A 6,680-nucleotide genomic window follows, 5' to 3' on the forward strand; every position below is an offset into this window, starting at 1 on the left:
ACCCCCGCAGGTCCGGTTCGCCGCCCCCCAGCGGCGTAAAGCCAGACTAAGGACGCCACCGGGCCCGTCTCGTCCTCCGTCGGTACGAACCCTCCCCGAGCCGTAGTACGGAGGTACCCCTAGGGGCAGTCCACCCTTCGGCGGACCGTGCCTCAGGGTCGCTCTCCACCCCCGGACGCAGCGAGCATCCACCCTTCCGCCGCGTGAGGGTCAAACGCGCGGCTCCGGCCCGGCATCCACCCCGCGGGGGTCACTCCACCCCACGGGGGTCACTCCACCCCACGGGGGTCACTCCACCCCACGGCCCGTCAACGAGCTGAGGCTGCTGCGCACCGAGGCCATCTGGGCCTGCAGTTCGTCCCACCGCTCCCCGTGCTCGCGCAGCACCCGCTCCGTCTCCCGGGCGATCCACTCCTGCCGCACCCGGGCCCCGGCCACCACCTCGGCAGCCTCGGCCTCGGCCTCCTCCTGCCGCCGCACGGCCGCCTCCCCGGCCTCGGCCAGCGCCCGCTGGGCCGCGCACACCTCCTGCTCGGCGCGCGCCACCGACTCCGCGTGGTGCGCGTCCAGGGCCTCGGCCCGCTCGCGCTCGGCCCGCTCGGCCACGGCCTGCCGTTCGGCCTGCTCACGGCTCTGCCCGGCGAGCATCTCCTCGGTACGCCGACGCATCTCGCGCAGCGCGGACAGCGCCTGAGCACGCCCTTCCTTCACCTCGCGCCGCGCCCCGATCCGGGCCTCGCCGGCCTCCGCGCGCGCCGCCAGCAGCCACTGCCGGGCCCGTTCGTCCGCCTCCGCGCGCACCGCGTCGGCATGCGCCCCGGCCGCATCCCGCACCTCGATGGCGTACGCCCGCGCGTCCGCCATCAGCTCCTCCGCCGCACTGCGCGCCCCCTCCCGCACCGCCGCGGCCTCCTCCGCGCCGAGCGCGAACAACTGCCGCGCCCGCTCCCCGAGCGCCTCGTAGTCCTGCGGAGCGAGCTGCGCGACCTCGTCCAGCAGGTCCGCCAGCTCCTCCTCCATCTCGCGGGCCAGCACCGTGAGCCGGGCGGCCCGCTCCCAGGCCGCGTCACGGTCCTCACAGAGCGCGGCCGCACACTCCTCCACCTGCTCGGGACGGTAGCCGCGCTCGCGCCCGCGTACGGTCGCGAAGCCGTGGTCGGACGCCGACGCGCCGCTCATGCTCATCACACCCCTGTGGTGAACCCGGTGTCGCGCTAACTGGACCCGACCGACTTTATGGACCGGAGGTAAGCCCTCATAACGCGACACACCGCACGCAAAGGGCGCGGCCGGAGCACACACAGGGCGCGGCCCCGGCGCGCGACAAGACGCGCCCCGGGCACACAAAAGACGGGACCCGGCCGCCCCACAGGACGACCGGGCCCCGCCCGTCGCACACCTCAGCGGCGCGGACGCCTCACAGCAGCCCGTCCCACATCTGCTCCAGCAGCACCGACCACCAGCTCTCCGGCGAACCCAGCGCCGCCGGGTCCAACGCGGCCAACTGCGCCTGGAAGTCGACGGTCCAGCGACCCGCCTGCTCCTGGTTGAGACCGAACCGCAGCCGCCACATCCGCCCCAGCAGCGCCAGCGAGCGCACGAACTCCGGCAGCCCCGTGTTCACGAACTGCGGCGGCACGGGCGCGCCACCCGGCCCCGCCTCCACCGGCACCGCCACGATCGCCGCCGTGCCGTACTGCACACAGATCGCCCGGCCGAAGTCACTGCCCACGACGAGGTACGACCCCGCGTCCGAGGCCGGCTGCACCCCGCGCTCCGCCGCCAGCTCCGCCAGCGTCGGCACCGGACGCCCCGGCTGGGCCTGCGCCCAGAAGAACGGCCCCATGTCCGTCGGCAGCCCCGCCGCCACCAGCGTGTGCGCCACCGCCGGCGGCACACCCTGCCGGGACACCGCGGCCTGCTCGAACCGGAAGACACCCGGCCCGAACGCCGCGACCAGCTCCTGCCCGACGGCCTCCGGAGGAACCGGCGGCGCCGGCTGCACCTGCGGCAACGGCGCCCGCACCGGCGCCGGACGCGCCGGACCGTCGGCCACCTGATGCAACTCGCCCTGGTGCGCCAGCAGCTGCTGCATACCCTGCTGCCGGCTCGCGTGGTCCAGACCGTACGGCGCGATCGACGTGATCCGCGCCTGCGGCCACTGCTCCCGGATCATCCGCGCACAGTAGGCACCCGGCAGCTCGCACGACTCCAGCTCGGTGTGCAGCTCAATCACCTGGTCCGGCGGCACGTTCATCGCGCGCAGCTCGTGGAACATCTGCCACTCCGGGTGCGGCGTACCCGGCGCCGAACGCCGGATCAGCTGCTGCTCGGAACCGTCCTGCGCGCGGTAGCGCAGCACGGCCTGGTAACCCGGACCGACGGTCGGCTGACCGGCGGGCGGCTGCGGATAGCCGTACGCCGGCGGCCGGCCCGGCGCGGCCTGCCCCGGCGGCGGCACGGCACCCGGCGGCGGCACGGGCTGACCGGCACCCGGAGCGCCGGGTGCGCCCGGGGCCCCGGGGGGCGGCGGAGGCGGCGGCGCGCCTACACCGGCCGGACCGCCCGCCGAAGGAGAGGCCAGCATGGTCTGCGCATGGTGCACCCCGCCACCCGTACCGCCCGTACCGCCCGAGGCACCCGGCGCACCCGGTGCGGCGGGCGGAGGCGGCGGCGTACCCGGCGCTCCCGGCGCCGCGGGGGCACCCGGACGGCCCGGAGGAGCCGGAGGCGGCGGCGCACCGCCACCCGTCCCACCCGGATCGGCCAGCATCGTGGCGGCATGGTGCACCCCACCCGGCGGCGTACCACCCGGCGCGCCCGGCGGAGGCGGCGGCGCACCCGGACCACCCGCCGGACCCGGCGGCGTACCCGGCGCCGACGGCGGCTGCGCACCGCCGCCCGTCCCGCCCGGGTCAGCCAGCATCGTGGCGGCATGGTGCACCCCACCCGGCGGCGTACCACCCGGCGCACCCGGCGGAGGCGGCGGCGCACCCGGACCACCCGCCGGACCCGGCGGCGTACCCGGCGCCGACGGCGCGCCCGGCCCCTCGGGGCCCAGCGAGGACACCAGCTGCGTCGGCACATAGCCGCCACCCGCCGGCGTACCCGGCGCGGGAGTCCCCGTCGGCGCAGGCGTGTCCCCGGGACGCGCACCCGGCACACCGGGTGCACCCGACCCCGAACCCGCGGACGGCTGCCCGGACGGGGGCGTCGGAGGCGCGGGCGGCACGGACGGCGGCGCCCCCGCACCGGACGACGCGGCGGACGACTCGGCAGCCGCACCCGGTCCGCCCTGCGCGTTCGACTCGCCCTGCGCACCCGGCTCGCCCTGTGCGCTCGACTCGCCGACCGCCGGTGACAGCGCCGTCGGCGGCAGCCGGCTGCCCCCCGACATCAGCGCCGTCTTCGCCTCCGGAGTCGCCGAGGGCGGCGGCGTACCGCGACCGTCGGCATCGTTCAACTGCGGCGCGAACACGGTCTGCGGCAACGGCACGGAACGGTCCTCGCCCGCGTCCGCGTTCGTGTCCGTACCCGCCCAGGGCGTCGCCCCGGCAGGCGCACCCGGCGCACCGGACGCACCCGCGCCCGCCCCCTCGCCCGCGCCGGAGCCACCGGCGGGCGTCGGCCACGCCGCACCGCTCCCCTGCCCATCCGCCGAAGCGGCCGGAACAGAGGGAGCAGAAGGAGGAGCAGAAGCAGAAGGAACCGGGCGACCCCCCTCAGCCGCACCCGACGGCACACCGCCCCGCGTCTCCGGAAGCGACGAGCCGGCCGCGGCAGACGAGGCGGCCGCAGCACCGGAACCCCCCGCGTCCCCGCCCCGGCGGTCCGGAATCCCCAACTTGTCCGCCGCCTCCTGCAACCACTCCGGCGGACTCAACAAGAAGGACGTCTGATTCAGATCCACCCGCGCGGCAGGCGGCGGCGCCGGCTCCTCCACCGCATCCGGACGGCCGTACTCCTCCTCGTACCGGCGGATCACCTCACCCACCGGCAACGAAGGCCACAGCGTCGCCTCACCACTGTCCCGGGCGATCACCAACCGCTGCGCACCACCGTCCGAACGCGGCCCGTCCGCACGGTCCTCCGCCCACACCACGAACCCCAGGTCGAACTCCCGCACCCGCACCTCACGGTGCTGGTAACCCGGCAACTCGCCGTTGACCCACTCCTCCGCGCGCTCCTGCGCCTGCGCGAACGTCACCATCGCCAGCTCACTCCCCTACAGACGCAGACGTCACGGGCACCGCACGCGCGAAACCACCGTCCACCATCAGGTTCGCCACCGTCTCCAACTCCGGCGGCGACCCCGCCAACCGCGACAGGAACACATCGAAGTCCTCACCGCACGGCAACAGCAAACGCTCCACCCGCTCCGCCGGAGGCACCGCCGGATCCGCGTCCCGCACATCGTCATAGGCGCAGAACCACACCGACCCGACCCGGTCGCCCTTCACCTTCACCGCGAGCAGACCACCCTGCACGAACGCGACACCCAGATAGTCCTTCGTCAAATGGTCCCGCAGACACTTGTTGACGTAGACCAGGTCATTGACCGCCGCCTCCTCACGCACCGTGAAGAACGGCTGGTCCACCAACAACCCCAGCTCCGCGTCCAGCGCCGTACCCACCGGCGCACAACCACCCGCCGCCTTCAGGAACGACCGGTACGCACCCGGCAACCGGTACCCCAGATCCTCCTCGACACCCTGCACCTGCTGCTCCGAGACCGCCACACCCGACTTCGGCAGCCCGAAGTGCGCCGGACGCGTCTCCTGCAACGGCCGCGTCCCACGCTTGGCCTGATCCACCGCCGCCGTCGCGATCCCACCGTGGTGCCGCAGCAACGCCTTCACCTCGACCGGAACCAGCTCCATCCGCCGCGACCCCGCCACGTGGTGCCACGTCCAGCCATGCGGCGTCGCCACCGCCGGCACCGTGTCCCACAACTCGTGCCCCGACGCCGAAAGCACCGCGTTCGCCGACACGTAGTCCGTCAGCCGCAACTCGTCGACCCCGAACCCCGCCGGCGGCTCCGCGATCTCCGCCACCGCACGGGCATACGGCGAGAAAACGGGGTAACCACCCTCGTCGACCCGTACCCCTCTCGGGTGACGTTGCGCCCGCACCGGATCCGGGAAATGCACGACCTGCCCGGCATAGGCCGCGTTCGGCGGCGCGGCTGCTTGCCCGAGCCGACCTGTCGTCATGGCGGTTGCCCCCTGCGGCATCTGTCTGAACTGTCTGCGGTATCTGAACTGTCTGAACTGTCTGGTCACCGCACCACGCGGTGCCGACAGCCTATGCGGTACGGCAAGAGGGGTCACCGGCACCGGACCCCGCACCCGACACCCACACCCCCACCCCCGTGACCAGACGTCACCCTCCCGTGACACACCGCCCATACCCGGGCGTGTCACCACGCCCCAGCTTCCGCAGCAGCCCCACGATTTGGCACTCTGTGACCTTCGGGGGGATGCTCAGGAGGGGAAACGATCATGAGTGCCACACAGACGGGACCCGACACCGGGCGACCCGACGACCACCGCGGCGGCGACCCCCGCATCGGCTGGAGCAGCACCGAAGCCACCCGCGCCCCCACCCTCCTCCACCGCCGCGACGGCATACTCCCCACCGTCGCCGCCGCCCTCTCCGTACGCGGCACCACCCTCACCGGCACCGCCACCCGCGCCGACACACCCCCCGCCCTGCACCACCTCGTCCAGGACTTCCTCGACACCCTCACCAGCGGCCAACGAGACCGCTACACCGGCCGCTGCGCCGAAACCATCCTCATCTCACGCCACCTCGCCAACGCCGACGCCGCACGCACCAAACGCGCCGCCCGCAAACCCATGACCAACGGCGAAGCCCGCAAGGCACTCAAACACGCCAAACTCACCACCCGCCGCATCCGCGAGGACGGCGACCCCCTCCACGGCAGCTTCGCCCCACCCTGCCGCGCCTGCACCGCCCTCAGCGCCCACTTCGGCGTCCGCGTCGTCGACCCCACCACGGACGACGCCTGACCCCAGCCGGACCACCGCCCCACACCCACAACACCCCCCTAGAGCCGCCAGAGGCGACAGCGCCGCAAGAGCCGACCGAAACGAACCAAGGGCACATGCAAGCCGACCGCACCTTCACCACCCGCTTCCCCGTCCCCGTCGACGCCGCACTCCGCGACGCCGGCTGGCACCCCGGACGCTGGGACATAAAACAAGCCGAAATCTGGGCCGACACCCTCCGCGAACACACCTCACCCGCCGGACACCACCACACCGTCTTCCCCGCCGCCGTCGAAGCCTGGGCCGAATTCGGCGGCCTCCACATCACCCCCACCGGCCCCGGCCGCCACATCGCCCCCACCACCCTCCACATCGACCCCCTCCACGGCCTCCACATGGCCCGCACCCTCGGCGACCTCGGCCGCGCCCTCGACACCCAGACCAGCCCCCTCGGCACCGAAACCGACAGCCACGCCCTCGTCGCCATCGACACCGAAGGCCGCGTCTACGCCCTCGACCACACCGGCGACTGGTACCTCGGCCCCGACCTCGACACCGCCTTCGCCACCCTCGTCGCCGGCACCCAACCCACCCTCATCTCACGCCACCTCGCCAACGCCGACGCCGCTCGCACCAAACGCGCCGCCCGCAAACCCATGACCAACGGCG

At 74.1% G+C, this 6,680-nt stretch carries 4 protein-coding genes and 1 pseudogene; 2 read left to right on the forward strand and 3 right to left on the reverse strand.

The window, feature by feature from the left end; translation table 11 throughout:
* Positions 1-288: 288 nt before the first annotated feature.
* The 3 genes from HZS56_RS28275 to HZS56_RS28285 all read right to left on the reverse strand — a co-directional run bounded on the left by HZS56_RS28275 (position 289) and on the right by HZS56_RS28285 (position 5,213).
* On the reverse strand, positions 289-1,179 hold the full coding sequence (locus tag HZS56_RS28275; RefSeq protein ID WP_216723631.1) for a cellulose-binding protein: 891 nt from the start codon (positions 1,177-1,179) through the stop codon (positions 289-291).
* A gap of 238 nt (positions 1,180-1,417) precedes the next feature.
* Positions 1,418-4,210, reverse strand: a complete 2,793-nt coding sequence (locus HZS56_RS28280) for an SUKH-4 family immunity protein (protein WP_216723632.1) — start codon at positions 4,208-4,210, stop codon at positions 1,418-1,420.
* 7 nt (positions 4,211-4,217) lie between these two features.
* Entirely contained in the window at positions 4,218-5,213 is a 996-nt protein-coding gene (locus tag HZS56_RS28285) for an SMI1/KNR4 family protein (RefSeq protein ID WP_216723633.1), read from the reverse strand.
* Positions 5,214-5,501: 288 nt separating this feature from the next.
* Between HZS56_RS28285 and HZS56_RS28290 the strand changes: the two genes are divergently transcribed.
* Both HZS56_RS28290 and HZS56_RS28295 read left to right on the forward strand, forming a co-directional pair.
* A complete protein-coding gene (locus tag HZS56_RS28290; protein WP_216723634.1) occupies positions 5,502-6,032 on the forward strand; it encodes a YwqJ-related putative deaminase in 531 nt (176 codons plus the stop codon).
* A gap of 95 nt (positions 6,033-6,127) precedes the next feature.
* Positions 6,128-6,613 (forward strand): annotated as a pseudogene (locus tag HZS56_RS28295) (SUKH-3 domain-containing protein); the annotation flags it as partial.
* Positions 6,614-6,680 lie beyond the last annotated feature (67 nt).

The organism is Streptomyces mayonensis (genome assembly GCF_018982965.1).
GTDB classification, from domain to species: Bacteria; Actinomycetota; Actinomycetes; order Streptomycetales; family Streptomycetaceae; genus Streptomyces; species Streptomyces mayonensis.